Origin of the sequence: Rhodococcus sp. IEGM 1354, from assembly GCF_030056855.1 — a bacterium.
Lineage (GTDB): Bacteria > Actinomycetota > Actinomycetes > Mycobacteriales > Mycobacteriaceae > Rhodococcoides.
In genome coordinates this window covers 372,386-397,335 of sequence record NZ_JASHKT010000006.1, presented here as the reverse complement: position 1 = coordinate 397,335, position 24,950 = coordinate 372,386, and the positions used below count along the sequence as shown (strand labels likewise).

20 protein-coding genes are annotated in these 24,950 nt (G+C 65.4%); 11 read left to right on the top strand and 9 right to left on the bottom strand.

Features of this window, described 5'->3' with window-relative positions:
* The first annotated feature begins 13 nt into the window (after positions 1-13).
* The gene (locus QM588_RS16195; RefSeq protein WP_283314745.1) at positions 14-3,463 is read left to right on the top strand and encodes a TM0106 family RecB-like putative nuclease; all 3,450 of its coding nucleotides are present in this window, start codon (positions 14-16) and stop codon (positions 3,461-3,463) included.
* On the opposite strand, the gene QM588_RS16190 is transcribed toward QM588_RS16195, so the two are convergent.
* The gene (locus QM588_RS16190) at positions 3,433-4,647 is read right to left on the bottom strand and encodes an alanine racemase (RefSeq protein WP_045840970.1); all 1,215 of its coding nucleotides are present in this window, start codon (positions 4,645-4,647) and stop codon (positions 3,433-3,435) included. The genes QM588_RS16195 and QM588_RS16190 overlap by 31 nt on opposite strands.
* A gap of 98 nt (positions 4,648-4,745) precedes the next feature.
* Positions 4,746-5,387 carry a TetR/AcrR family transcriptional regulator gene (locus QM588_RS16185; protein WP_027498003.1) on the bottom strand — a complete coding sequence of 214 codons (642 nt, stop codon included), beginning with the start codon at positions 5,385-5,387 and terminating at the stop codon, positions 4,746-4,748.
* Positions 5,388-5,462: 75 nt separating this feature from the next.
* Between QM588_RS16185 and QM588_RS16180 the strand changes: the two genes are divergently transcribed.
* The gene (locus QM588_RS16180) at positions 5,463-6,776 is read left to right on the top strand and encodes a D-arabinono-1,4-lactone oxidase (RefSeq protein ID WP_283314742.1); all 1,314 of its coding nucleotides are present in this window, start codon (positions 5,463-5,465) and stop codon (positions 6,774-6,776) included.
* Positions 6,777-6,837: 61 nt separating this feature from the next.
* Positions 6,838-8,325 carry a molybdopterin-dependent oxidoreductase gene (locus QM588_RS16175; protein ID WP_283314740.1) on the top strand — a complete coding sequence of 496 codons (1,488 nt, stop codon included), beginning with the start codon at positions 6,838-6,840 and terminating at the stop codon, positions 8,323-8,325.
* Between the two features lies 1 nt (position 8,326).
* Here the strand turns inward: QM588_RS16175 and QM588_RS16170 are convergent, their stop codons facing one another.
* Together QM588_RS16170 and QM588_RS16165 are read right to left on the bottom strand one after the other, a co-directional pair.
* Positions 8,327-9,268, bottom strand: coding sequence for an adenosine deaminase (locus QM588_RS16170; RefSeq protein WP_283314738.1), 942 nt, complete (start codon positions 9,266-9,268; stop codon positions 8,327-8,329).
* A 10-nt stretch (positions 9,269-9,278) separates the two neighbouring features.
* A complete protein-coding gene (locus QM588_RS16165; protein ID WP_283314735.1) occupies positions 9,279-10,070 on the bottom strand; it encodes an enoyl-CoA hydratase/isomerase family protein in 792 nt (263 codons plus the stop codon).
* An 87-nt stretch (positions 10,071-10,157) separates the two neighbouring features.
* On the opposite strand from QM588_RS16165, the gene QM588_RS16160 reads away from it, so the two are divergent.
* Positions 10,158-11,303 carry an acyl-CoA dehydrogenase family protein gene (locus tag QM588_RS16160; RefSeq protein ID WP_283314732.1) on the top strand — a complete coding sequence of 382 codons (1,146 nt, stop codon included), beginning with the start codon at positions 10,158-10,160 and terminating at the stop codon, positions 11,301-11,303.
* Between the two features lie 52 nt (positions 11,304-11,355).
* Here the strand turns inward: QM588_RS16160 and QM588_RS16155 are convergent, their stop codons facing one another.
* From QM588_RS16155 to QM588_RS16145, 3 genes are all read right to left on the bottom strand, one after another.
* Entirely contained in the window at positions 11,356-12,819 is a 1,464-nt protein-coding gene (locus QM588_RS16155) for a DHA2 family efflux MFS transporter permease subunit (protein WP_283314730.1), read from the bottom strand.
* Entirely contained in the window at positions 12,816-13,433 is a 618-nt protein-coding gene (locus QM588_RS16150) for a PadR family transcriptional regulator (protein ID WP_283314729.1), read from the bottom strand. Before QM588_RS16150 ends, QM588_RS16155 begins: the two co-directional genes overlap by 4 nt.
* A 272-nt stretch (positions 13,434-13,705) precedes the next feature.
* On the bottom strand, positions 13,706-13,909 hold the full coding sequence (locus QM588_RS16145; protein ID WP_008714360.1) for a cold-shock protein: 204 nt from the start codon (positions 13,907-13,909) through the stop codon (positions 13,706-13,708).
* Positions 13,910-14,110: 201 nt separating this feature from the next.
* On the opposite strand from QM588_RS16145, the gene QM588_RS16140 reads away from it, so the two are divergent.
* Both QM588_RS16140 and QM588_RS16135 read left to right on the top strand, forming a co-directional pair.
* Complete coding sequence (locus QM588_RS16140) at positions 14,111-14,848, top strand: GNAT family N-acetyltransferase (RefSeq protein WP_283314848.1); 738 nt, start codon at positions 14,111-14,113, stop codon at positions 14,846-14,848.
* A 63-nt stretch (positions 14,849-14,911) separates the two neighbouring features.
* Entirely contained in the window at positions 14,912-15,925 is a 1,014-nt protein-coding gene (locus tag QM588_RS16135) for a glutathione S-transferase family protein (protein WP_283314726.1), read from the top strand.
* A gap of 73 nt (positions 15,926-15,998) precedes the next feature.
* Here QM588_RS16135 and QM588_RS16130 read toward each other — a convergent pair whose 3' ends face one another.
* Both QM588_RS16130 and QM588_RS16125 read right to left on the bottom strand, forming a co-directional pair.
* Entirely contained in the window at positions 15,999-16,379 is a 381-nt protein-coding gene (locus QM588_RS16130; protein ID WP_283314725.1) for a VOC family protein, read from the bottom strand.
* A complete protein-coding gene (locus tag QM588_RS16125; RefSeq protein ID WP_283314723.1) occupies positions 16,376-17,230 on the bottom strand; it encodes a helix-turn-helix domain-containing protein in 855 nt (284 codons plus the stop codon). Before QM588_RS16125 ends, QM588_RS16130 begins: the two co-directional genes overlap by 4 nt.
* A gap of 96 nt (positions 17,231-17,326) precedes the next feature.
* Between QM588_RS16125 and QM588_RS16120 the strand changes: the two genes are divergently transcribed.
* The 5 genes from QM588_RS16120 (at position 17,327) to QM588_RS16100 (ending at position 24,852) form a co-directional block, all read left to right on the top strand.
* Positions 17,327-18,046 (top strand): hypothetical protein, encoded by a 720-nt coding sequence (locus QM588_RS16120; protein ID WP_283314720.1) that lies wholly within the window; start codon positions 17,327-17,329, stop codon positions 18,044-18,046.
* A 43-nt stretch (positions 18,047-18,089) separates the two neighbouring features.
* The gene (locus QM588_RS16115; RefSeq protein ID WP_230074645.1) at positions 18,090-18,929 is read left to right on the top strand and encodes an LLM class F420-dependent oxidoreductase; all 840 of its coding nucleotides are present in this window, start codon (positions 18,090-18,092) and stop codon (positions 18,927-18,929) included.
* 107 nt (positions 18,930-19,036) lie between these two features.
* Complete coding sequence (locus QM588_RS16110; protein ID WP_283314717.1) at positions 19,037-20,095, top strand: ABC transporter ATP-binding protein; 1,059 nt, start codon at positions 19,037-19,039, stop codon at positions 20,093-20,095.
* On the top strand, positions 20,092-20,862 hold the full coding sequence (locus tag QM588_RS16105) for an ABC transporter permease (protein ID WP_032371666.1): 771 nt from the start codon (positions 20,092-20,094) through the stop codon (positions 20,860-20,862). Before QM588_RS16110 ends, QM588_RS16105 begins: the two co-directional genes overlap by 4 nt.
* Positions 20,863-21,114: 252 nt before the next feature.
* Complete coding sequence (locus tag QM588_RS16100) at positions 21,115-24,852, top strand: ABC transporter ATP-binding protein (RefSeq protein ID WP_283314846.1); 3,738 nt, start codon at positions 21,115-21,117, stop codon at positions 24,850-24,852.
* The last annotated feature ends 98 nt before the right edge of the window (positions 24,853-24,950 follow it).

The following is a 24,950-nucleotide window of genomic DNA, read 5'->3' as shown; positions in this document are numbered from 1 at the left end:
AGGGTGGACGCTTGTGTTCCTCCTCGGCGATCAGGTCGTCTACAGCGCCAGCGACCTCGCCGCGGCGGCGTCCTGCGAATTCGGCCTGCTCCGACGACTGGACGCTGTCACCGGCCTGATCCCCCGGCAGAGCGTCGCGGCCGACCCGATGCTCGACCGCACGTCCACACTCGGATTCGAGCACGAACGACGCCAACTCGACGCGTTCGAGCGGCGCTTCCCCGGTGGGGTCCTGACCATGGACCGACCGGGCCGCACCGCCCAGGAACTGGCGGACGCGGCGTGGGCGACCTTCACTGCCCTGACCTCACGCACGCCGGTGCTCTACCAGGCCACCTTCTTCGACGGACGGTTTCTCGGATTCTGCGACTTCTTGGTTGCCGACGGTTCTCGATACACCGTCTACGACACGAAACTGTCGAGACACGCAAAGGTGCCGGCGCTGCTGCAGTTGGCCGCGTACGCCGACGCGCTGCAGGCCGGGGGTATCACTCCGAGCGAACAGGTGCATCTGATGCTCGGCGACGGCAGTGACTCCGCGCACGCGCTGGCCGACATTCTTCCGGTCTACCGGCAGTCGAGAGCACACCTGCAGCACATTCTCGACGAGCATCACGCCGAGGGCACCGTCGTCGATTGGTTCGATCCGCGGTATTCGGGATGCGGGCAATGCGATGCCTGCACCGCCGAGGTGGAGCAGCATCGCGATCTGGTGCTCGTCGCCGGCATACGCGGCAGCACCAGGGACCGCCTCCTGGACGCGGGGATCTCGTCGATCGACGAGCTCGCCGAGTCGAGTACCCCGGTGGACGGCATGTCCACTCGAACACTGGAGAACCTGCGCGCGCAGGCGGCTCTACAGGTGCGCCAAGAGCACAGCGGGGCAGCCGAATTCGAGATCTTCGACGCCGAAGCACTGGGGGTGATTCCCGAGCCCGACGACGGTGACATCTTCTTCGACTTCGAGGGAGATCCGCTGTACGCGGAATCCGGTTCGTCCGACTGGGGTCTCGAGTACCTGTTCGGCGTCTACACCGCGAACGGCGACTTCCTGCCGTTCTGGGCGCACGACCGCGCTCAGGAACGCCGTGCGCTCCTCGACTTCCTCGACTATGTCGCCGCCCGCCGAGCCGAATATCCGAAGATGCACGTGTATCACTATGCGCCGTACGAGAAGACGGCTCTGCTGCGGCTGGCCGGCCGGTACGGAGTGGGCGAGGACGCCGTCGACGATCTGCTGAGAGAGAACGTTCTGGTCGACCTCTACCCCGTCGTGCGGTCCGCTGTTCGCATCGGTGCTCGCTCGTACAGCATCAAGAAACTCGAACCGCTCTACATGCCCGCGGCCCGTGACGGAGACGTCACCGACGCGGCGGCGTCGATCGTCGAATACGCGCACTGGTGCGAACTGCGAGATCGAGGCAAGGACGCCGAGGCAGCAGCTCTGCTCGCCGACATCGCCGAGTACAACCGCACCGACTGCGAATCGACACTGCGACTGCGAGATTGGCTGCTCGATCGGGCATCGGACGCCGGCGTGGCACCGCGGTCGCCGCAGCAGCTGGACCTCGAGGACGTCGTCGACCGCACCGCGACCCCACTCGAACTCGAACTCACCGAGCGCGCCGGACTGCCGTGGGATCGCACACCGACGCAGCACGCGCTCGGATTGTTCGCCGGAGCCATCGGGTATCACCGACGAGAGAACAAGCCGTTCTGGTGGGGCCACTACGACCGCCTGACCCATCCGCTCGACGAATGGGCCGACGCCGCAGACGTATTGAAGGTCGAACGCGCCGAGCTGGTGCACGACTGGATGAAAACTGCACCCGGGCAGCGGGTGCTGCGTCGTCAGGTCACACTGGTCGGACACCTGAGCAACGGCGTGCTGTCCGGCTCGAAGGTGAAACTGCTGTACGAGAATCCGGCCCCGGAGGGGTTGACGAAGCAGCAACAGACGCACCGGGCCACCACATCGGTCGAAATCGTCCGGACCGGCTACGAGGGCACCCTGGATGTGATTGTCGTACAGGAGAATCTACGCAAGGGCGTGCAGGAGTACACCGATTTCCCGGTTGCCACCGCCCCCGAGCCGCCGCCGAACACCAAACATCTCGAGCAGGCGATCGTCTCCGTCGCAACCGAGGTTCTCGGCGGGTTGCCGGAACTGCCGCGAACTGCCGTCGCCGATCTGCTGATGCGCTCGACGCCTCGAACCCGTTCCGGCTCCGGCCTTCCTGCGGTCCACGACAACGACTACGCACACGCGATCACGGCCGCGCTGCTCGATCTCGACAATTCGTACGTCGCGGTGCAGGGCCCGCCCGGCACCGGGAAGACCTACACGGCGGCGCGCGTCATCGAACAGCTGGTGAACAACCATCATTGGCGGATCGGAGTGGTCGGCCAGTCGCATCACGTGGTGAACAACTTGCTCGACACCATCGTCGGGGCCGGGGTCGACGCGTCGAAGGTGGGCAAGAAGGCCCCGACCGCACACACCGTCGTGGACATCACCGGATACTCGCACTTCGTCACCGAGGCCGACGAGGGCTGCGTCATCGGCGGCACCGCCTGGGATTTCTCCAACCCCGGCCGAATCCCACCCGGCTCTCTCGATCTACTCGTCGTCGACGAGGCAGGTCAGTTCTCCCTCGCCAACACCATCGCCGTCTCGGTATCGGCACGCAACCTGCTTCTTCTCGGCGACCCGGCGCAGCTCCCCCAGGTCAGTCAAGGCACCCACCCCGAGCCCGTCGACGAGTCGGCCCTGGGATGGCTGACGACCGGGCACGCCACTCTGCCCGCCGACCGCGGCTATTTCCTGGCAACGACGTGGCGGATGCACCCGGATCTGTGCGCGCCGGTGTCGACGCTGTCGTACGAGGGCAAGCTCGAATCGAACAAGGAAGTGACACAGTCTCGTTCGCTGTCGGGTCTGGAACCGGGCCTGCATGTGGTCCAGCTGGACCACCACGGCAATTCCACCGACTCGATCGAGGAAGCCGACGAGATCGTCACGCGGGTCCGGTCGTTGCTCGGTCGGCCGTGGGTGGATCCGGCATACGGCAGCGCCCCGCGGCCGATGCAGCAGACCGACTTTCTGGTGGTCGCGGCCTACAACGCACAGGTCGCCGTCATCGTCGAGCAACTCGCGGCCGCCGGACTCGACGAGGTGTCGGTAGGAACCGTAGACAAATTCCAGGGCCGTCAGGCGCCCGTGGTACTCATCTCCATGGCAGCGTCGGCCATCGAGGACGTGCCCCGCGGAATGGGATTCCTGTTGTCGCGCAACAGACTCAACGTCGCCATCTCTCGCGGTCAGTGGGCCGCGATACTGGTGCGCTCACACGCACTGACCCAGTATCTACCGTCGACCCCGGACGGACTCGTCACGCTCGGCACGTTCATGCGACTGTGCGAGAACGCACGTCAGCCGAACGCCATACCCTCACCGCGGTAGGTGGGAACGGCGTCGACCGATCCATCGGAATGCACCAGAGACAGGGTGTCGAACCGCTCGCACAACTCCCCGGCCTTGGCGTGGCGGAACCAGATTCGATCGCCGATGCGCACCTCGTCGGCCCCGCTCACCGGGGTCTGCACCTCCCCCGCGCCCTCGTTGCGCAGCAGTTTCAGGCCCGACGCGACAACGCCCGCTGCCCTCCTGGACCAGCCGACAGGTCGGGGTGACCGCGACCAGGACGCCGGGCCCGACGCGATGTAGCCGCCGCCGAACGCGGTGGCGATCCGCGGAGTCGGCTTGCGCACCACCGGCAGTGCGAAGAACAGCGACGGTTCTGCCGAGAACGCGCGATACCGATCGAACAGGGTCGGCGCGAACAGACCCGAGCCCGCGGTGACCTCGGTGACGGCCGGATCCGCGGCAGAGAAATCGATCGACCCGGTACCACCGCTGTTGACGATCTCGAGCGGCCCGATCGCCGCGGTCACGGCGTCCACCACTGCTGTTCTCCGCGCACCGATCTCGCGAGACGACAGCGACTTCATCAGCTCGACAGCGACGTTGGCGTCGGGAACGCCGGCGATCTGCGCCTCGTAGAACATCAACCCCACCACCCGGAACCCCCTCGAGCGAGCCTGACGGGCGAACTGCGCCACCTGCGCCGGATCCCGAAGCGGAGAGCGTCTGACCCCGATGTGCAGCGGCCCCACTCGCAACGATGCGTCCACGTCGATACAGATGCGGGGCTTGAGCAGGTCGCTGTGAGCGGCCTCGCGGACCAGGTCCAACTGCGCGACGTCGTCGACCATCAAGGTGATGCGTCCCGACAGCACGCGGTCGTTGACCACCTCGGCGAGCGCCGTTCGATCGACCGTCGGGTACCCCATCAGAATGTCGTCGACGCCGGCCTGCGCCAACCAGATCGCTTCGCGCAGCGAATAGGCCATCACTCCGGACACGCCCTCCGCCGCGAGGACCCGATTCAACACGGCCCGGCACCGCACCGACTTGCTGGCGATCCTGATCGGTACACCGTTCGCGCGGGCACGCAGTGCTGCAGCATTGGCATCGAGAGCAGTCAGATCGACTGCCGCCGAGGGAGATTCGAGATCCTCGGTGGCTGCGACTATGCGGGACAGCGGGGTCGTAGCGGTGGTGGTGTCACCGGCGATCGAACTCATTCGGCACATTCCTTCGTCGTCGTTGCCGGGCCGACACAGTCAAACACTCCGCAGCCGAGAAGTCCCGTCGAGCGCTCTTCCACTCAGCGATCTTCTGCTCAGCGGTCTTCGGCCTTGGCGGCGATCAAACCCGACAAGTCGTCGATCTGGGCCAGCACTTCGAGATCGTCGCCGTCCACCAACCACCGCAGCACCAAACCGTCGAGAGTCGCCATCCCGAAGCGGGCGATCGACTCCACCGGTTCGAGCCACCGTGTGCCGGTGTGGTCGGAACAATTCTCGAAGAACAGCTGCGCCTCGGAATCCCGGATTCGATACTGACCGCTGGCGATCTCGGCGGCCGTGGCCGAACCCAGTGCGCGATGCCGCAACAGATACGTCTTGATCTCGTACGCCAACAGCTGACGACCGTGCGATTTCTCGATCAGCAACCACACCGCGCTCAGCCCGCTGTGCACCAACTCGCGCAATCCCCGAACACCGGGTAGTTCGTGTGTTCCGACCGCGCTGTCCAACGCGGCGTGCAGTATCTCGGTGACGTCCACGATGAGGTGCTCGCCCATCGCGATCACCAGATCCTGCTTCGTCTCGAAGTGGTACTGCACGATGCCCTTGGTGACGTCGGCATATTCCGACAGCGCCCGAACGGTGAGCGACTCGATACCGACCCGCTCGGCGACGTCGATTGCCGACTGCACCAGTTGTGCGCGGCGCACGTCGGCGGGCAGCCTCGATTGCATGACCCGATACTAGGTCGCGGTCGACATCTGTGCCTTGGATTGCCCCAGGGGAGCGCGCTGCGAGATAGTGATTCGATGATCGAGCGGTCGTGGCAGAACTGGGCGGGCAATCAACATGCATTCCCGGCACGTCGAGCCGAGCCGTCGTCGGTCGAGGAGCTGCGTGCGATTCTGCGCGATGCCGCCGAACGGTCTCTGCCGGTGCGCTGCGTCGGGGCGGGGCATTCCTTCACTCCCGTTGCCGTCACCGACGGTATCCAGATCGGCTTGGATGCGCTGAGCGGTATCGAATCCGTCGAACGCGCCGACGACGGATCTGCCCAGGTGACGGTGTGGGCCGGAACCCGGCTCCGCGAGCTGTCGGCGCGGTTGTGGGAGCTCGGTCTGGCGATGACCAATCTGGGTGACATCGACGAGCAGTCCGTCGCCGGGGCCATCTCGACGGGCACTCACGGAACCGGTGCCCGATTCGGCGGCATCGCCACCCAGGTGCACGCGCTGGAGCTGATGACCGCGGACGGGCAGTCGGTGCAGTGCTCTCGCGCGGAGAACACCGAACTGTTCGACGCCGCCCGCATCGGTCTCGGCGCTCTCGGCGTCATCACCCGCGTGACGTTGAACTGCGTCGCGGCGTTCGCGCTGCAGGCCGTCGAGACGCCGTCGACGCTGACCGCGACGCTGCGCGATCTCGATGCCACCGTCGCCGGCGTCGACCATTTCGAGTTCTATTGGTTTCCGCACACCGACCGTGTACTCACCAAACGCAACACCCGCCTCCCCGGTGACGCTCCTCTACGTCCGCTGGGCAAGCTGCGCTCGTATCTCGACGACGAACTGCTGTCCAACACGGTCTTCGAGGGTCTCAACCGAGTGGTGACGCGGGTGCCTGCGTTGATTCCCCGGGTGAACGCGGTTTCGGCCAGGGCACTGTCGGCTCGCGAGTACACCGACTGCTCGTACCGGGTGTTCGCGTCGTCGCGGACGGTCAAGTTCGTCGAGATGGAATACGCCGTGCCCGTCTCCGAGATCGCCTGGGTGCTGCGCGAGGTGGATCGCTGGCTCGAGCGTTCTGCGATCTCCATCGCGTTCCCCGTCGAGGTGCGGTTCGCGGCCGCCGACGACATCTGGTTGTCCACGGCATCGGGGCGTCCGACGGCGTACATCGCCGTGCACCAGTACCACCGGCGTGATCACCGCGAGTACTTCGACGCGGTCGAAGCCATCTGCCGCAGCGTCGGTGGTCGGCCGCACTGGGGCAAACTGCACTCTCTCGGCAGCGCCGAGCTGCGCGATTCCTACGAGCACTTCGACGACTTTCTGCGCGTCCGCAGTTCGCTGGACCCGACGGCGTTGTTCCGCAACGACTATCTGAACCACCTGCTGTCGTGAGCGGTATCTCGTACCCTGCTACGAAATACCGCGCACGACGGATTCGCTTACATTGGAGTCGGTGAGCACAGGAAAACGCGCGCTGTCCGGCATCATCGCCGCCGGAGTCGTCCTCGGCGTCGGCGAATTGATCGCCGTCCCCATCGGACCGAACTCGTCACCACTGACCGCCGTCGGATCCTCGGCCGTCGACAACAGTCCGGCCCCGGTCCGTGAATGGGCCATCGACACGTTCGGCACCTCCGACAAGCTCGCCCTGTTCCTCGGCATGGCCGTGGTCATCGGCGCTATCGCCGCCGCGGCGGGAATCGCTCGCAAACCGATCGGGGCCGCGGTGTTCGCCGTCTTGGGCGTAATCGGCGTCCTCGCCGCGGTGACCCGACCCAACGCGACGGTGTTCTACGCAGTCCCGACCATCGGCGGCGTCATCGTCGGCGTCGTCGTGCTGCACGCCCTCATCGGATCCGCCACCACGGCGACCGACGGGATGAACCGACGCAGCTTTCTGACCCTCGCTGCCGGTGCCGCCGTACTCGGAGTGGTCGCAGGAACGGCCGGACGGATGCTCACCTCGGCGCGAGCGGTCACCGCCGATCGACTCGGCTTCATGCTCCCGACCCCGACGCCGCAGACGCCGATACCGGCAGGGGCGGACCTGAAGATCGACGGCCTCGCGTCGTACATCACCCCGAACGAGGACTTCTACCGCATCGACACCGCGTTGGTTGTGCCGCGGGTGGCGTCGGATACGTGGTCGCTGCGGATCCACGGCATGGTGGACCGCGAGATCGAGTTGACGTTCGCCGATCTGGCGCAGCGTCAAGCGGTGGAGAAGACAGTCACGTTGACGTGCGTGTCCAACATCGTCGGCGGCGACCTCGTCGGCAACGCGACGTGGATCGGCTACCCGCTGAAGGACATCCTCGAAGAAGCGGGCATCTCCCCCGACGCAGACATGGCTCTGTCTTCCAGCAGCGACGCCTTCACCGCGGGCACTCCCCTCGAGGTGCTGCTCGACGGCCGCGACGCACTGCTGGCCGTCGGGATGAACGGCGCGCCGCTACCCGTGGAACACGGTTACCCGGCGCGACTGGTCGTGCCCGGCCTGTACGGATACGTCTCGGCCACCAAGTGGGTCACCGACATCGAGATCACCCGATTCGACAAGGTGACGGCCTACTGGACCGACCGCGGCTGGGGCGTCCTCGGACCGATCAAGACCGCTGCCCGCATCGACACTCCGCGATCGGGCAGCTCCGTGTCCGCGGGAAAGACCGTGTTCGCGGGCGTCGCCTGGGATCAGCACACCGGCATCGAGGCCGTGGAAGTACAAGTGGACGAGGGCAATTGGATGCCGGCAACCCTGTCGGAGGAGTACTCCAAGGACACGTGGAGGCAGTGGATGATCGAGCTCGACCTGCCGGCGGGCCAGCACGCGATCCGCGCCCGGGCCACCAACTCCGCCGGGGAGCTGCAGACCAACAAGACTGCAGACACCGTCCCCGACGGAGCAACCGGCTACCCGAAGATCTCGGTGACGGCGAACTGATTCAGGTTGTCGCGAAGCTGGCGCGAACCGAATTCTCCGCCAGCTGCTTGCGCTCGTCCGCGGTCAGGCCCATTCCCGTTTCCAGCGCGGTGAAGTTGTCGTCGACGTACCCGCCGAAATAAGCGGGGTCATCGGAATTGATCGACACCGACAACCCACGTTCGAGCATCTGCCGAAGCGGCAGCTGCGCGACATCGTCGATCACCTTGAGCCGAACGTTGGACAACGGGCAGACGGTGAGCGGAATCTGTTCCTCGACAAGTCGATTCACCAACGCCTCGTCTTCCAGGCATCGCACGCCGTGATCGATGCGCTCGACCTTCAGCAGATCCAACGCCTGCCAGATGTAGTCGGGCGGGCCTTCCTCACCGGCGTGGGCGACCACGTGCAGGCCCTCGGCTCGCGCCTTGGCGAACACGTCCACGAACAGCGACGGCGGATAGCCCACCTCGGCGGAGTCGAGACCGAGGCCGATGATCGGTGCGTTCATCGCCAACAGGTCGTCGAGCAACTGGTTGGCGTGCAGCACCGGCTTGTCTCGCAGAATCGACGCGATCAAACCACTGGTGACGCCGAATTCGCGCTCACTGGTCGCACAGGCGTCGGCCAATCCCTCGACGACAGCCCGGAGCGGTACACCGCGCTCGGTGTGCGCCTGCGGATCGAAGAAGATCTCCGCATGCGTCACCCCGGCCTGCACGGTGCGGCGAAAGTACGCTCGTGCCAGATCCGCAAAATCCTCGGCCGTGCGCAACACGGCCATGTTCGCGTAGTACAGGTCGAGGAAGGACTGCAGGTCGGAGAACTCGTACTTCGCCTGCAGTTCGTCGATATCGTTGTACGGCAGCGTGATTGCGTTGCGTTCGGCAAGATCGAAGATCAGCGGCGGTTCGAGCGACCCTTCGATGTGCAGGTGCAGTTCGGCCAGTTGATCGTTACTCACTCATGCAATTCTACTTGCCGGTGTACGACGCCTTACCCGGGCCGACCTCGAGGAAACTCTTCACGGCACCGCGCAGATCCTCGGTCTCGAACAATGCACCCGACACCTCCGACGTGATGTCGTCCGCGTGCGCCACCCCGCCCGAACGCCACGCGGCCACAATCTGTTTCGTTGCCGCATGGGCGACGGTAGGGCCGTCGGCCATGCGATGTGTCAACGCGAGCGCCGCGGCGTCGACGTCGTCGTGGATCTGGTTGACCACACCCCACTCCTTCAACGTCTGGGCGTCGTACAGATCTCCGGTCATGACGAGCTCGCGTGCCCGACCCGATCCGGCCCGCTCGGCCAGACGCTGCGGTCCGCCCATCGACGGCGTCAGACCGACGACGGTCTCGACCAGACCGAACTTCGCCTTGGGTCCGGCGAGAATGATGTCGCAGGCCAGCGAGATCTCGAACGCCGCAGTGAGCGTCAATCCGTGCGCGGCGTAGATCACCGGGCACGGCAGCGCCTCGAGTGGATGGGCAATCTGCGCGAACAGACCACGCCACAGATCGGCACCCTGCGCAGCGGACAGGCCCTCGAACACGTGCACGTCGACGCCTGCCGAGTTGACCTTGCCCTCGGAGCGCAGCAGCACGGCACGCGGCGGTCGGGCGACCAGATCGGCAACGTTCGCGGCCACCGCGTCGAACATCGCCTGATCGAACAGATTGAGGGGGCCGTGATCGAACGTCAGGACAGCGACCTCGGCGCCGGCCGCAGTGGTCGATCGAACGAGCGAGGTGGGTGCGTCAGCCATGCCTCGCATAGTGCCACACGCGTTCCGGGGCGTAGTTACCAACGAGTATTGTTCGCCCCAATAGCCGTTACCGAGAGGAACAAGTACGTGAAGCGCAGCCTGTTCGAGTCCGACCACGACGACTTCCGCGCATCGGTACGCGAGTTCGTCGCCAGGACCATCGCGCCGGTCGAAGAAAAGCTTGTCGAGCAGCGATACATCGACCGCGAGATCTGGCTCGAGGCAGGACGCAACGGGTTCCTCGGCCTCGAAGTGCCCGAGGAATACGGCGGCAGCGGAGCCGAGGACTACCGATTCAACGCCGTCCTCGGTGAGGAACTCGCCCGCTCGAGTGCCGCGGTGGCGTCGTGCTTCGGTATCCACGTCGACATCGTCGCGCCCTACCTCGTCAAGCTCACCACCGAGGAGCAGAAGAAGCGCTGGCTGCCCGGGTTCTGCAGCGGCGAGATCCTCACCGCGATCGCCATGACCGAGCCGTCCGGTGGCTCGGACCTCGCCGCGCTGAAGACCACCGCCGTCAAGGACGGAGACGACTTCATCATCAACGGCTCGAAGACGTTCATCACCAACGGCAACTCCGCCGACCTCGTCATCGTCGCCACGCGCACGACGCCCGAGAAGAAGGCGAAGGGCATCACGCTGTTCGCCGTCGAGAACGGAACCGAAGGATTCACCCGCGGCCGCAAACTCGACAAGGTCGGCCAGCCCGAATCCGACACCGCGGAACTGTTCTTCGAGAACGTGCGAGTACCCAGCGCCAACATGATCGGCGAATTCGACGGCGGCTTCATCCACATGATGCAGCTGCTCCCCCAGGAACGCATCAGCTGCTCGGTGGCCAACCTCGGACACGTACGACCCATTCTCGAGGAGACGCTGCAGTACGCCAAGGACCGCAAGGCATTCGGCCAGCAGATCGGCTCACTGCAGTGGAACAAGTTTCTGCTCGCCGAACTCGTCACGAAACTCGATGTGGCACAGGCATACATCGACAACTGCATCGCCGCCCACGGCCAGGGCGAACTGACGGCCATCGATGCAGCCAAGGCCAAGTGGTGGAGTTCGCAGGTGCAGAACGAAATCCTCGACCACTGCGTCCAGCTGCACGGCGGCTACGGATTCATGAACGAATACCGCGCCGCCCGCGCGTGGAAAGACGCTCGCGTGACCAAGATCTGGGCCGGATCGAACGAAATCATGAAGGAACTGATCGGCCGGGATCTGGGGCTGTAGAGCGGCTTCGCCGCATGTGAGTGGAACTTCGTAGCAGGGGTCGAGGTTCCACTCACATGGGTTTCTCGAACGCGGGCCGGGCGTAGAAGCAGACCGCGACCATGCCGACCAGGAGCACCACGGCGGGGAGGATCAGCGACTGCGCCATGGCGGTGGTGAAGCCGTCACGCAGCATCTCTGGCACCCGACCGGCGAATTCGTTTGCGCCAGAGGACGATCCCCCGGCGGGTAGCTCCGCGGCCAGCCGTGACTGAATGAGCGCACCGATGCCCGCGCTACCGAGTACCGAGCCGATCATGCGGGTGGTGTTGTAAATTCCCGAACCTGCGCCCGCCTGGCGCATCGGCAGATTACGAGTGGCCGTGGCTGCCAACGGAGACCAGATCAGCGCATTCGCCACACCCATTGCAGCGACGGGCAGCAGCAACTTCCAGATCGCCGTTGTGGGCGTCATCTCGTAGGCGAACCACAGCAGCGACGCGGCGAGGATGAAGAGTCCCGATCCGGCGATGTACCGCGGATGCGTCTTGTCCACGAGCTTGCCGATATTGGGTGCGAGCAGTCCGGTGAGCAGCGCCATCGGAACGAACAGCAATGCCGATCGGGTGGGCGTCAGACCGGTGACGCTCTGCGCGTAGAACATGATCGGCAGCATCATGCCGGACATCGCGAAGCCCATGGCGGCGATACCGATATTGGACAGCGAGAAGTTGCGGTCGCGGAAGAGGGCCAAGGGCACCAGCGGCTCACTGGTGTTCACGGACTGCCAGTAGACGAACCCCGCGAAGACGACCAGCCCGACTCCGATGAGGATCCAGACGCCGGTGCCCCAGTCGTACTTCTGACCCTCCTGGATGCCGAAGACGATGCAGAAGAGTCCGACGGCGCTGAGCGCAACGCCCAGTAGATCGAACTTGTGATCGTGGGTCGGCAACACCGGAACGAACTTCAGCGCCAACACAATTGCGAGAATGCCCACCGGCACGTTGATGAAGAAAATCCATTCCCAGCCGAGCGAGTCGACCAGGACACCGCCGAGAATCGGCCCGACGAGCGTAGCGACGCCTGCGACGGCGCCCCATGCCCCCATCGCCGTCCCGCGCTTCTCGGCCGGGAACACGCGAGTGATGACCGCCATCGTCTGCGGGGTGATCATCGCCGCGCCGAGACCTTGAACCGCGCGCGCCGCGATGAGCATTTCGATCGATCCCGACAGTCCACACCACACGGACGCGAGAGTGAAGAGCACGAGGCCGGCGATGTACAGGTTCTTCGGGCCGAACTTGTCACCCATCCGACCGGTGACCAGCAGAGGAACGGCATAGGCCAGGAGGTACGCGCTGGTGACCCAGATGACGTTGTCGATGTCGGTGTTCAGCCCGGTGAGGATTGCGGGCTGAGCGACGGCGACGATCGTCGTGTCCACCAGGATCATGAAAAAGCCCAAGCAGAGCGCCCACAGCGCCGGCCACGGTCTGATCTCGTGCTGCGACGGGGCAGTCTCGACGGAATTCATGAAGCGCTCCCTATCCCCGAAGTCGGGTTCGTGTGATGTGCGGAGATGTGATGCGGCCAGTCGAGCTCGCCGCTGTCGATCCGATCGAGGTAGCGCGTAAGCCACTGCACTTCTGCGCGCAGCATGTGGTGAATGTAATCGATTCCTGCCCAATAGATTTCGGTTACTTGGCGATCCGCTGCGAGCTGTTGATAGCCCGACAGTTCCTCGATGTCCGCGGTCAGGTCCACGATTCGTTCCCGCAACAGGGCTGTCGCGTCCGACGCGGGAAGGTTGTGCATTTCGGACAAGCCCAGGACGAACTGCGGGTATTCACGCACCGGCGTTCTCAGAATCTCGGTCAGCCGATCGGTCAACACGTGACGACCGGCCGGGGTGATCCGATAGGTGGTGCGCTCCGGACGATTGCCACCCCGGTCGGTTCCGACCTCGTCGACCAGTTCCTGCTCGTGCAGACGCGCGACCGCGTGATAGAGCGAACCTGGACGAATCTTGACGATGCGATCTTCCTTGCGAGAGAGCAGCAGTTGATACATCTCGTAGGGATGCATCGGACCCTCCGAGAGCAGAGCCAGAATCGACACGCCCAGTGGATTGACGGTTCCGGCTCGCATCGATCCCCCAACTGCTTATCCCGCGCGAATTATTCCAATTGGAATATAGGCCCGCCGCTCAGCATCGAGCAACCCGGACAATGCACCCACCGGGGAACAAAGGTGTCGATAGACGCAGAATGGGCACCGACCGCAGTCGGTGCCCTCACGAAACAGACGAAGGCCGGATACTCGGAATTTCTTCCGTGTATCCGGCCTTGTCACCGAGTTTCTGGTGCTGAAAAAGTCTGGAGTTTCAGTCCACCAGGGGAAATCGGGTTACGAAGCTTGAATCAGATGGCGCGGACGCCGGTAGCCTGGGGGCCCTTCTGACCCTGGCCCACCTCGAACTCCACGCGCTGGCCCTCGTCGAGCGACTTGAAGCCGCTACCCTGAATCTCCGAGTAATGAACGAAAACGTCCGGTCCGCCACCATCCTGCTCGATGAAGCCGAAGCCCTTTTCGCCGTTGAACCACTTCACACTGCCCTGCGTCATTCTGTAAACCTTCTGTAAGCGAGCTAGATCTTCACGTCGAAGCTCTAATCTCAATACCGAGTCTGCCATCTATCGGCGCTGAGCGAAACACCGGGGGCGAAAAAGTTCGAAAGATTGCTTTGGGACGGTGAAACAGAAATGCCGCCACAACCGCCGTAGCCACGGACGTTCCGGTGCCGTCGCTACTGTCGAACCGTGGATATGCCTGCCTTCGAGGCCGACCGATTCGATCCTCACCGACTCGACATCGTCCGACTCGCCTGGTGCCGACGGCTGTCGTTGGACGATCGTGCCCTCGATACCGCCGCCGACCGCGTCGAACATCGGACCGACACCGAGAACGTCGTCGTACTCCGACTGGCACAGACCACTCTGATCGTCGGTCCCTCCTGGGCTGTGGACGCCGCACGCGGCATCGAGGGCCAGGCAGAGACCGGTCGGACGTGGTTGTCGACGCTGCTGGGCGATCGCGTCGAGCAGTACGAGATCGACTCCCACACGCTGGCCTACGGATCCGAGATCGGCCACACCATCGACGTCCACGATCCGCTGATATCCCACGACGCACAGCACGCCCGCGCTCTTGCGGAGCACTGCAGCGAAGCCGATGTGGCGGAGGCATTCGGCGAGCCGGTGTCGCGGCACTGGTTCACCCTGCTCGGAGACGACCGACCCGCGGACTCTGCGCGATCTCTGGCCTCGGCCGGGTACTCGGAAGAAAACATGATCCTGGCCGACATGCGTGTTCTCACCGACCCGAACCACCGCCGACACGGATATGCGGCGGTCGTCGGGCGGCTCGCGACCAACGACGCCATCGACGACGGCCTGATACCGCAGTGGCGAGCACGACCGGAGAACACGACCGCTCGACGCCTCGCCGCCCGGCTCGGCTATGCGGAGATCGGTGCCTGCCACACCGCCGTGCGTCGAACCTAGGCGCTTGAATCCGGTCCGGACTGGGTAGCGTTCGTGGAACCGACCGATGTGAGGAGTTCGATCATGGCCGAGGACGCCGCCTACGTGAAGCCGGGCGAGGAATTCAAGCGCGATACCAACTACATCCCGACGCGCATCACCGCCGACGGCCGGGACGGCTACCCGGTGGAGCCCGGGCGTTACCGGTTGATCGCGGCGCGGGCCTGCCCGTGGGCCCACCGGTCCATCATCGTGCGCCGACTCCTCGGACTCGAAGATGTTCTGTCCCTTGGCATCCCGGGTCCGACCCACGACCCGCGCAGCTGGAACTTCCAGGAGGAGCCGGGCGGCGTCGACTCGGTTCTGCAGATCCCTCGGTTGCAGGACGCCTACTTCGCACGGTTCCCCGATTACGAACGAGGCATCACCGTGCCGGCGATCATCGACGTACCCACCGGCCAGGTCGTCACCAACGACTACCCACAGATCACCCTCGACCTCAGCACCGAATGGACGCAGTACCACCGCGAGGGCGCGCCCGATCTGTACCCGGAGGCGCTCCGCAGCGAGATCGACGAGGTGGCCGATCTGGTGTTCAAGGACGTCAACAACGGCGTCTACCGCTGCGGATTCGCCGGCTCGCAAGAGGCGTACGAGAAGGCGTACGACCGCCTGTTCGCTCGCCTCGACTGGCTCGTCGAGCGGCTGTCCACCCGGCGGTATCTCGTCGGCGAGCACATCACCGAGGCCGACGTGCGACTGTTCACCACCCTCGTCCGTTTCGATCCCGTCTATCACGGTCACTTCAAGTGCAACCGCAGCAAGCTCACCGAGATGCCGGTGCTGTGGAACTACGCACGCGACCTGTTCCAGACTCCCGGATTCGGTGACACCGTCGACTTCGATCACATCAAGCGGCACTACTACGAGGTGCACACCGACATCAATCCGTCGGGCATCGTGCCGAAGGGGCCCGATCTGGCCGGCTGGCTCGAACCGCACGGACGTGAATCACTCGGCGGATCGCCCTTCGGCGACGCCACTGCGCCGCAGCCGCCGAAGGCCGACGAGCTGGTCCCGCCCGAGCACTGGGTCTGACAACTACGGGGTCCGACAACTACGGGGTCCGACAACTACGGGGTCCGACAACTACGGGGTCCGACAGGTACGGCTAGGCCCCGGCGTAGGTGCCGAAGCTCCAGTAGACCCCCTCGGCGTCGCGGCAGGTGAAGCCGCGGCTGCCGTAGTCCTCCTCGCGCAGCCCCTGCGTGACGGTGCCGCCAGCCGCAACGACGCGATCGTGGATGCCGTCGGGGTCGTCGGTGACGATGTAGATCGACCCGACACCCGGCGGCAGTTCGCCGATGGCACTCGCGTCGCGGACACTGCCCAGCATCACCCCGCCGCCGTCGGGCCAGCGCAGTTCTGCATGGTCGACGCGGTCGCCGTCGCCGTAGACCGCGCGCTCCTCGAATCCCAACACGTCGACGATGAATCGAATCGCGTCGCGTGCGTTGTCGTACTTCAGGGTGGGCCAAATATGTGTGGTCATGACGCCATACCTTCCTCGTCGACGGCCGCGCAGTCTTGGACGAATGAGAACACTTCACGCTCTCGCCACGTCGTCGGCGACATACCGGCCATCGCCCGCCACTCCCGGTTCATATGCGGCTGGTCGTAGAAGCCGCACTCGGCCGCCAGCGCAGCGAGGTCGGTACAGGCCGGATCGCGCCACCGTCGATGCGAGCGATGGAACCGCGCGATGCGCACCGCCTCCTTGGGACCGACACCGAACTCGGCGCTGAACTTCGATACCAAATGTCTTCTGCTCCAACCGAGGTCGAGCGCCACGTCGGCGACGCTCGGCTGCGGACCCGACGTCAGGGCGGTCCAGGCCCGAACCAGACGGGAATCGAGGTCGAACTCTCGAAGGCAGCGCAAGAGGATCTCGTCCACCACATCGAACCGAGCCGCCCACGCCGGTGCCGCGCACACCCGCTCACGGAGTTCGGCTGCGTCCGCGCCCACCAGGTCGTCGAGCCCGACCAGCCACTCCCCCAGCGCCGCCGTCGGAACCCCCAGCAACGCGCGCGAGCCGAGCGGCGTCAACGACAACTGAATTCCCGACTGGTTGCCGTCGTGGGTGATCGTCACCGGCGACGTCGTGATCCCACTCGCCAGCGTCTCGAATACGCCCGCACCCTGACGCGGAGCCCGGGCGATCTCCAAGCGCGGCTCCATCGCCACGATCACCGTCAGATACGGACCCGGCATTCCCACGTGATCACCCGGTGCCAACCCACGCGTCCGATACCCCTCGTACGGCCGCACGAACGGGCGCAACGCCGCACACGGCGCGCGGCGCGCGACGTCGGACACCACCTCGCTCGGAGGAATCTGCACTTCGCGAGTCTAAATTGCCCCGTAGGTGTGCAACGAGAATTCGCGGGTAACTCCTCCGACTAGCGTCGACGACGTTCGCAACCGGAAGAGGTATCGATGGCAGGCAAGAAAGACGACGCTCAGGTCGAGATCTCGAGCGGAGGCAAGCTCGAACGAGCCCTGGTCAACATCCTGGACAACGCCAGTCGCCTACAGGGACCCGCCGTCGACAAATACGTCGCGCACGTGCGTCGAGCACACCCGTACGACACCCCGGCCCAGATCATCGAACGGCTCGAGAAGCGATTCCTGCTGGCTGTCACCGGAAGCGGATCGGCAGTGGGAGGCGCAGCGGCGGTCCCCGGAATCGGTACGGTCGCATCGCTCGCCGCGGTCGGCGCCGAGACCGCCTTCTTCATCGAGTCGTCCGCTCTGCTGACGCTGTCGGTCGCATCCGTGCACGGCATTCCCGTCGAGAATCACCAGCAGCGACGCGCTCTGGTGCTGTCGGTGGCACTGGGCGAATCGGGCATGCAGATCGTTCAACGAACCGTGGGCAAGACAGCCAAGAACTGGGGCCCGCTCATCACCTCACGCATTCCGGGCGGCTCGATGGCCAGCATGAACAAATCGCTGGTGAAGAAGTTCGTCACCAAATACCTGGCCAAACGCAGCGCACTGCTGGTCGGCAAGATGCTCCCCGCAGGAATCGGCGCGGCGATCGGCGGCGCGGGCAACCGAGTGGTCGGCAAAGGCGTCATCAAGAACGCCCGTGATGCCTTCGGTCCGCCGCCCGCACGGTTCCCGGAAAATCGCATCATCGACCCGGACGAGTGAGAATGCCCGGAATCTTCGAGAGGCTGCTGCGTTGACTTCGAATATGACTTCCACACCTGAACTCGGCAAGTACGGCGTCTGGCGACTCCACTCGGCGTTCACGCCGGAGTTGTCCCGCGCCATCGAGTCCTTCGGCTACGGGACCATCTGGCTCGGAGGATCGCCGCCCGCGGACCTGACGACCACCGAGGAGATCCTCGACGCCACCGACACCGTCGTCGTCGCCACCGGCATCGTGAACATCTGGTCCGATGCAGCCGCCGACGTCGCCGCGTCGTATCACCGCATCGAGAGCAAGCACCCCGGACGGTTCGTCCTGGGAATCGGTGCCGGTCACCCGGAGGCCACCCAGGAGTATCGGAAGCCGTACGACGCGTTGGTGAGCTACCTCGACGACCTCGACGAGGCCGGGGTCCCGATGGAACGTCGTGTCCTCGCCGCGCTCGGCCCCAAGGTGCTCGCGCTGGCCGCGAGCCGTACCGCGGGCGCGCACCCCTACCTGACCACTCCCGAGCACACCCGTGAAGCACGAGAAGCAGTGGGGCCGAACAAGATTCTCGCCCCCGAGCACAAAGTGGTGCTCGAGACCGATCCGGAGAAGGCACGTGCGATCGGTCGGCCACCCGTCAACAACCCCTACCTCCATCTGCGCAACTACACCAACAATCTGAACCGGCTCGGCTACTCGGACGAGGAAATCGGCGACGGCGGCAGCGACCGACTGATCGACGCGCTCGTCGCACACGGCGATGCCGACGCCATCGCAGCGCGACTCGACGAGCACCTCACCGCCGGCGCGTCGCACGTGACGCTGCACTCGCTGCCCGACGACGCCGACCCGCTCGAGACGTACCGGGAGATCGCTGCGGCGTTGCATCGCTGAAACCGGGGTCATCCCGCCCGTCGGTCCCACCCCGTAACCTCGTGTACCGGTTGCCGCCAAGCAACCGGCACACGAGGTGCACCGACGGCCAGGGGGACACCGCACAGATGACCAGTTACTCGGCTCCGGCGCTGGAAGCGCAGGCTCTGACGAAGCAATTCGGTACCGTTCGCGCGGTCTCGGACCTGAGCTTCGCCGTTCCACGCGGAACCGTCACCGGCTTTCTCGGGCCGAACGGCTCCGGCAAGTCCACGACACTGCGCATGCTGCTCGGCCTCGTCGCACCGACCTCGGGCGTCGGCCTCGTCAACGGCGTTCCGTTTCGCACGGCGACCCACCCGGCCCGTACCGTCGGTGCCGTTCTCGACTCGCTGAGTCTGCACCCCAAACGCAGCGCCGAGCACCACCTGAAGATCTACACCGCGGCGATCGGGGTACCCGACAGCCGCGCCCTCGACGTCCTGAACCTCGTCGGTCTGGGCGACGCCGCGCACCGCGCAGCGGGCGGGTTCTCTCTCGGCATGCGTCAGCGACTGACGTTGGCCACGGCTCTGCTGGGAGACCCCGAGATCCTCGTGCTCGACGAACCCGCGAACGGCCTCGATCCCGAGGGAATTGCGTGGCTTCGGGACTTCCTGAAGGCGTTCGCGTCGTCGGGGAGAACCGTCCTGGTATCGAGCCACATCCTGCGCGAGATCGAGCAGACCGTCGACAATCTGGTGATCGTCAGCGCCGGCACCCTGATGTATCAGGGATCCATCGACCAGCTGCGATCCACCCGCCCGAGCCGTGTACTCGTTGCTGCGTCGGACCCGGCGAAACTGGCTCTGGCATTGGCGTCCACCGGACTCACCGACACCCAACTGCTGCCCGACGGCCGCATCGGCGTCGCGGGTGCCGACGCCGCCACCGTCACGCGCATCGCCGCCGACGCGGGGGTCACGGTCTTCGGCACCACCAGCGAGCACGTCGACCTCGAGCAGGTGTTCCTGTCGATGACCGCCGGTCAGTACACCGCAGCACCCGTCCAACCCACTGCGTACGGACCGCCTCCGGGATACGGACCTCCTCCGGGATACGGGCCACCGCCTGGTTACAACCAGGGGTACTCACCGCCGCCACAGAACTACGGACCACCGCAGAACTGGAACGGGGGTTCGCGATGAACGCGCTGTTGACGTCCGAGATCCGCAAGGTCACCACACTGAAGTTCTGGTGGGCGCTCGCGATCGCACCGATCGTCGTCGGCGTGTTCGCATCCGTCATCACCTCGGTGATCGCGAACCAGCTGGGTGAGTTCGAGGAGGATCTACAGATCGCAGGCGGTGTCGCCTCCATCGGCCTGTACGTCGCCGCCGGTGCCGCCATCCTGTTCGCCGGCATCTTCGGCGCGGTCAATGCAGGGACGGAGTTTCGACACAAGACCATCACCACCAGCTTCCTGACGGCCCGCGGCAGGGACGGCGTCGTTGCCGCCAAGCTCATCGTCACCGCCTTGTTCGGCCTGGGGTACGGCCTCGTCGTGCTCCTGGCGAGCTTGGTGTGTCTGCTGATCTTCAGCGAACGAACAATCGTCCTCGACGGCGCGTTCATCGGCGTCGTCGCGTCGTGCCTGCTCGCTGTGGTGCTGTGGTCGCTCATCGGTGCCGGGCTGGGGTTGTTGCTCAAATCCCCGACCTGGGCCGCCATCGTGCTCGTCGCCTGGCTACCGTTCGGTGAAGGGCTGCTGTCCCTGATTCTGTTCGGCGTCGGTTTCGGACCGGTGGCCACGGCGCTGCCGTCGAACCTGACGTTGCCGACGATGGCAGCGACACAACTGGACGATGCGGGCGACCTCGCGTCGTGGCCGTGGGCTCCGCTCGGACTCGCGCTGTGGGCGGTGGTCCTCACCGGTGGCGGTTGGTTCCTGGCCCGTACCCGAGACATCGACTGACGACGGGCATCGGTGGGGATGTTCGCCCGATCCGGCTGTCGGTGGCCGGGTCTACCGTGTGAATAGATGGCACACAGCGAATACGTGAAGGATCGAGCGGGGACGGACGGCAGTACGGGCAGTGCCCGTTTGCTCGAGACCGGCCCCCGCTCGTCCGGCATACCCACCGACTCCCGGCCGACCACCGCGTCGTCGACCACGGCGTCGTCGATCACACCGCGTGGCTGGATCAGACGCCTGCTCGCGCAGTGCATGCTGCACCGGCGGACGGCACTCGGCGCACTGGGCGTGACGATGATCGCCGCCCTCATCGACATCTCGTTCCCGTTACTGACTCGCCTCGCGATCGACGACGCCAGCGCAGGTAAGAACGACGTGATCGCCGGAGTCGCGATAGCCATCGCACTGCTGGGTGCTCTCCGGTTCGCCTGCCAGTTCGGTCGGCGTATGCTCGCCGGCCGCCTGTCGATCGATGTTCAACACGACCTGCGGATGGACCTGCTGGCGTCGCTGCAGCGGCTCGACGGTCGCAAGCAGGACGAAATCCGAACCGGCCAGGTCGTGTCGAGATCGATCACCGACCTGCAGTTGGTGCAGGGGCTGCTCGCCATGGTGCCGCTCTCGGCCGGGGCAATTCTCCAGTTCGTCCTGGCCCTGGTCGTGATGGCATATCTCTCGCCGCTGCTCACCCTCGTCGCTGTCGTCATCGTCCCCGCGGTCAGCGTCGTCGTCTACCGAATGCGACCCACCCTCTTCGCTGCCACCTGGTCCGCACAACAGCGCGCCGCCGATCTGGCCCAGCACGTGGAGGAGACCGTCACCGGAGTCCGGGTGGTCAAGGGCTTCGGGCAGGAAGCGCGTGCGGTGGATCGCATCGAAGCTCTCGGTCGCACGCTGTTCGCCGAGCGCATGCGCTCGGCCCGCATCAATTCACGGTTCGCACCGACCATGGCGACCATCCCTCAGCTCGGGCTGGTCGGCGTCATCGCTCTCGGCGGCTGGTTGGCGTTGCACGGCCACATCACCATCGGCACCTTTCTCGCCTTCGCCACCTACGTTGCCACGCTGTCCGCCGTCACCCGCACCGTGTCGTCGGTGGTGATCATGGCGCAGCTCTCGCGCGCGGCCGTCGAGCGCGTCTACGAAGTGGTCGACACCGAGCCGACCGAACCGGAACCGGCGCATCCCATCGAACTGCCCGACGGCCCCCTCGGCGTCCAGCTCTCCGGCGTCACGTTCGGATTCGAGGCAGAGCGCAACGTCCTCAACGGCCTCGACCTGAGCATCGCCCCCGGGGAGACGGTGGCCGTCGTGGGACACGCGGGCTCGGGAAAAACCGCCCTCTCCCTGTTGCTCCCCCGCTTCTACCGCCCTACTCACGGCCGGATCGCAGTGACCTCCGGGGACACGTCCATCGACATCGCCGACCTGGATTCCGCATCACTGCGCGAAGCGGTGTCGTTGGTCTTCGACGAGCCTTTTCTGTTCTCGGACACCATCGCCGCCAACATCGCGCTCGGCAGGCCCGAGGCAAGCGCGGAGGAGATCGAACACGCGGCTCGACTGGCTCAGGCCTCGACCTTCATCGACGCTCTGCCCGAGGGCTACGACAGTTTCGTCGGTGAACGCGGACTGACCCTCTCGGGCGGGCAACGTCAACGCATCGCCCTGGCTCGCGCCCTGTTGGTCGAGCCGCGAATTCTCGTCCTCGACGACGCCACCTCCGCCGTCGACGCCGAGACCGAGGCCGCCATCTTCGACGCACTGCGCGGCGTGCGTACCCGAGCCACCCTCGTCCTCGCCCACCGCCGATCGACGCTGACGTTGGCCGACCGCGTAGCCGTCCTCGACGGTGGACGCATCATCGACACCGGCACAGTCGACGAACTGGACGAGTGCTGCCCACTGTTCCGCGCTCTCCTCGCCGGCGGAGACGAGGACGAACACAGCGACGCCGCACCCGAGCCGCGTACGGAACCGTCGGCAGCAGAGCTCTGGCCGGACGATGCTCTGGAAGCCGCATCGAACCCCGGTGCCGTGATGCCGCCCGCAGGCGCCGGGGGCGGAGGAACCCACGGTGCAGCGATGGCTGGCGCATTCGGCTCGTTGGCACCGACGCAGGCCATCTCCGACGCGGTGGCAGCCCTACCTCCGGCAACAGAGGAACCAGGCGGATCGGGACAACAGTTGCGTCGACCAGACCCGGAATTCCGGCTGTCACGACTGCTGAGTCCTGTCCGGCTGCTGCTGGCAGGTGTCGTGGTGCTGCTGGCGCTCGACTCGATCGCCTCCATCGCCTTTCCCTCACTCGTCCGGTACGCGGTGGACAGCGGCGTGGCGCGCGGGGACTCCGACACCCTGTGGATCGCAACATCAATAGGCGTAGCCCTGGCTGCTGCCAGCTGGTTCGTGGTCTGCGCGACAACCGTGCTCACCGCACGAGCCGGCGAGCGGGTGCTGTTCGGATTACGAGTACGCAGCTACGCGCACATTCAGAGACTCGGGCTGGACTACTACGAGCGCGAGCTGTCCGGTCGCATCATGACGCGCATGACCACCGACGTCGATGCGTTGTCGTCGTTCATCCAGACCGGCGCGTCCACGGCCGTGGTCAGCGTGCTGACCGTCGTCGGGATCGCGATCGCACTGCTCGTCACGGATACGACACTCGGCCTGGTTGCCCTGGCGGTCGTGCCGCCACTCGCCGTCGCAACCGTCGTCTTCCGACGCATCTCCTCGGCTGCGTACTCGACCTCGCGCGAACGCATCTCCATCGTCAACGCCGACTTCCAGGAGAACGTCACCGGACTGCGCGCCGCGCAGGCGTACCGACGTGAGGAGTACGCGGCCTCCCGCTTCGCCGAACGCAGCAACCGCTACCGAGCGAGCCGCATGAGATCACAGACCGCGATCTCGGTGTTCTTCCCGTTCATCACCCTGCTCTCGGATATCGCGCTGGCCGTCGTCGTCTTCGTCGGAGCCCATCAGATTGCCTCGGGCACCGCCACCGCCGGCACCCTGGTGGCGTTCGTCTTGTACCTCGGACTCCTCTTCGGCCCGATCCAGCAACTCTCGCAAGTATTCGACGGGTACCAGCAGGCTCGCGTCGGCGTCGGCCGAATCGGAGACCTCCTACGCACGACGAGTTCGATCGAAACAGCGACAGCGACCGGGTCCGGCGCTGTCGTCGGCGATCGCCTGCGCGCTGACATCGACCTCGTCGACGTCAGCTTTCGGTATGCCGGAGCTCACTCCGACGCGCTCAGTGAGGTATCTCTCAGCATCCCGGCCGGCACCACCGTCGCGTTGGTGGGACGCACCGGAGCAGGCAAATCCACCGTCGTGAAGCTGCTTGCTCGGTTCTACGACCCGACCTCCGGATCGGTACGCGTGGGCGGCCACGACCTCCGCGACTACCGGTTGTCGGACTACCGCCATCGGCTCGGCGTCGTACCGCAGGAAGCCCACCTGTTCACCGGAACCATCGCGTCGAACATCGCGTACGGCCGGCCCGACGCCAGCCGGGCCGATATCGAGAACGCGGCACGCTCGGTCGGTGCCCTCGACACCATCGCTGCACTTCGCGGCGGTATGCAGCAACCTGTCGGCGAACGCGGCCAAGGGTTGTCGGCCGGTCAGCGACAGCTGATCGCACTGGCCCGAGCCGAACTGGTGGATCCCGATCTACTCCTGCTCGACGAAGCGACTGCGACTCTCGATCCGGCCACCGAACGCAAGGTCCTGGAAGCCAGCAACGCGGTTGCCAGAACCCGCACCGCAGTGGTCGTCGCACACCGATTGGCCACCGCCGCCCGAGCTGATCTGATCGTGGTCGTCGACGGCGGTCGTATCGTGGAAGTCGGACGACACTCCGAACTTCGCAAACGGGGCGGCTTCTACGCGAAATTGTGGACTGCAGCCGAAACGAACCGGGGGAATAATTCGATAGTCAACGGAGTCATCGACAACGAGGCCGATGGTTACCGGTGAGTACATATCACAGCTACGTCCCGGACGCACGCGATCTCGACCGGAGGTCTAGCCTGGAGTCGTACGCGCGCTGATCGGGAACGAAGACAGAAACGAGG

Excerpts from the sequence above, each read along its gene's own strand:
- QM588_RS16100 (WP_283314846.1), top strand. The coding sequence starts at position 21,115 with ATGCTGCACCGGCGGACGGCACTCGGCGCACTGGGCGTGACGATGATC.
- QM588_RS16165 (WP_283314735.1), bottom strand. The coding sequence starts at position 10,070 with ATGGCTGACGCACCCACCTCGCTCGTTCGATCGACCACTGCGGCCGGC.
- QM588_RS16115 (WP_230074645.1), top strand. The coding sequence starts at position 18,090 with ATGACTTCCACACCTGAACTCGGCAAGTACGGCGTCTGGCGACTCCAC.
- QM588_RS16135 (WP_283314726.1), top strand. The coding sequence starts at position 14,912 with ATGGCCGAGGACGCCGCCTACGTGAAGCCGGGCGAGGAATTCAAGCGC.
- QM588_RS16105 (WP_032371666.1), top strand. The coding sequence starts at position 20,092 with ATGAACGCGCTGTTGACGTCCGAGATCCGCAAGGTCACCACACTGAAG.
- QM588_RS16110 (WP_283314717.1), top strand. The coding sequence starts at position 19,037 with ATGACCAGTTACTCGGCTCCGGCGCTGGAAGCGCAGGCTCTGACGAAG.
- QM588_RS16155 (WP_283314730.1), bottom strand. The coding sequence starts at position 12,819 with ATGAATTCCGTCGAGACTGCCCCGTCGCAGCACGAGATCAGACCGTGG.
- QM588_RS16140 (WP_283314848.1), top strand. The coding sequence starts at position 14,111 with ATGCCTGCCTTCGAGGCCGACCGATTCGATCCTCACCGACTCGACATC.
- QM588_RS16130 (WP_283314725.1), bottom strand. The coding sequence starts at position 16,379 with ATGACCACACATATTTGGCCCACCCTGAAGTACGACAACGCACGCGAC.
- QM588_RS16120 (WP_283314720.1), top strand. The coding sequence starts at position 17,327 with ATGGCAGGCAAGAAAGACGACGCTCAGGTCGAGATCTCGAGCGGAGGC.
- QM588_RS16185 (WP_027498003.1), bottom strand. The coding sequence starts at position 5,387 with ATGCAATCGAGGCTGCCCGCCGACGTGCGCCGCGCACAACTGGTGCAG.
- QM588_RS16150 (WP_283314729.1), bottom strand. The coding sequence starts at position 13,433 with ATGCGAGCCGGAACCGTCAATCCACTGGGCGTGTCGATTCTGGCTCTG.
- QM588_RS16190 (WP_045840970.1), bottom strand. The coding sequence starts at position 4,647 with ATGAGTTCGATCGCCGGTGACACCACCACCGCTACGACCCCGCTGTCC.
- QM588_RS16145 (WP_008714360.1), bottom strand. The coding sequence starts at position 13,909 with ATGACGCAGGGCAGTGTGAAGTGGTTCAACGGCGAAAAGGGCTTCGGC.
- QM588_RS16180 (WP_283314742.1), top strand. The coding sequence starts at position 5,463 with ATGATCGAGCGGTCGTGGCAGAACTGGGCGGGCAATCAACATGCATTC.